The 1,847-nt window shown below is 55.3% G+C and carries 1 protein-coding gene; it reads left to right on the top strand.

Annotated elements, in window-relative coordinates; genetic code table 11:
- Positions 1 to 237 precede the first annotated feature (237 nt).
- Positions 238 to 1,668, top strand: a complete 1,431-nt coding sequence (locus WBB95_RS26985; protein ID WP_424490352.1) for an IS4 family transposase — start codon at positions 238 to 240, stop codon at positions 1,666 to 1,668.
- Positions 1,669 to 1,847: the final 179 nt, after the last annotated feature.

Genomic DNA, 1,847 nt, shown 5'->3' with positions numbered 1-1,847 from the left:
GTATGCAGCGACAGATGAGCCGTTTGGCAACTTTCTGTTCGCAGCCATCCACACGGGCCTGCGACGAATGGCACTGTCGTGATGTAACGAGCGCGCAGTTTACCTATTGACACAAGCGGCGATTTTTGAAAATCTCTGCCTTGCCGAAGCGCTGTTCAAGTTTTTGCCCACGCTTGGCTATAATGATGGAGCCCTCCTTGGTTTCACGTCCCGTGAAGAACCAAGGAGGGTTTTTTCATGGCCATAGAGATACCAGATTCACCCCATCCAGGCAGCCGCAGATTTCAAAAGGTTGTCGACGCCTTTCTTTCCCGCCCTGGATTGCCGTTTGCCGAGATTCTCTCGGCCGCACGCATCGAGCGGATTTTTGCTAAACATGATGGCCTGTTCGGTCGTTTCGGTGTCTATACCACAGCAATCATGGTATGGTCGTTTCTCTCGCAAGTGCTGCGGGATGGCAAAGAAGCCTCGTGTCAAGGGGCGGTAGCCCGTGTGGTGAGCTACTACCAGCAAGCGGGACTCGGCGCACCGACGAAAGATACGGGCGATTATTGTCGAGCCCGAGCCAAACTCTCGGAGGCGGCGTTGCATGAACTCAGTTGTGAAGTGACCGAGGAATTGGAGCAGGCCGCCGATGAGAGTTGGCTGTGGAAGGGCAAGCACCACGCGAAGCTGATCGACGGCTTCACGTTTACCATGCCAGACACGCCCAAAAACCGAGCCAAGTACCCGCCACCCAATACGCAAAAACCGGGAGTTGGTCTGCCGATCGCGCGTACCGTCGCCATCCTTTCGTTGGCGACTGCCTGCGTGATGGACTTGGCGATCGGACCCTACAAAGGCAAAGAGACAGGCGAGTTGGCCTTGTTGCGATCGATGCTGGGAAGCCTCGCCCCAGGTGACATCGCCGTGGCGGATCGCTACTACTGTTCGTACATGATGATCGCTTTGTTGTACTTGCAAGGAACGCAGACCTGCGCTCGAAAGCATCATCGGCGCCACTCAGACTTTCGCCGTGGCCGCCGGTTGGGCAAGCACGATCATCTCATTGTCTGGACTCGGCCGCCGTGCCCGACATGGATGGATGAGGAGACTTACGCACAGATCCCTGAGACGCTCGAGCTTCGCGAGATCCGCTACCAGATTGTCGAGCCCGGTCGTCGCACCCAAACCATCGACATCATCACGACGCTGGTCGATGCAGACGAGTACACCACAGAAGACATCGCCGAACTATATGGATTCCGGTGGAATTCGGAGTTGGATATTCGCAGTATCAAAACTTCTTTAAACCTGGGACATGTTCGCTGCAAATCACCCGAGATGGTGGAACGCGAAGTCCGGACGACGATCCTGGGTTACAATTTGATTCGCACGACGGCCGCGGCGGCGGCCCTGTTGCACGGCCAGCAGCCGCGTCAGATCAGTTTCACCAGCACCTGTCAGTATGTCTTGGCGTCGTGGATGCTACTATCAAGCGGATTGATTGCTGAAGCGATTCTTGGGGGCTACATAGGGTTGATGCTCAAGCAAATTGCGGCCTGCGAGGTGGCCAACCGTCCAGGCCGGCTTGAGCCACGCGTCCTCAAACGCCGCCGCCATGGTTACAAGCTAATGCAGAAGCCAAGAGACGAATTGAGACGCGAACTGCGCAAACGATGCACATGAAATAACTTACATCACGACAGTGCCATTCGTGTCAGGAACCCGTTGAATCCAAATTGCATCCCGGTTTCGGATGATGTTGCCATCGTCAAGAACGCTCGGCTTCTTTTTAGCTATACCGCTTACATAAATGGAGCCAAGTGTGCTCATCTAAATGGGTGCAAGCAGCGCACAGCAGGTAG

The sequence above is a fragment of the Pseudomonas sp. genome (assembly GCF_049645325.1).
Lineage (GTDB): Bacteria > Pseudomonadota > Gammaproteobacteria > Pseudomonadales > Pseudomonadaceae > Aquipseudomonas.
This window is presented reverse-complemented; position numbering and strand designations above follow the sequence as displayed.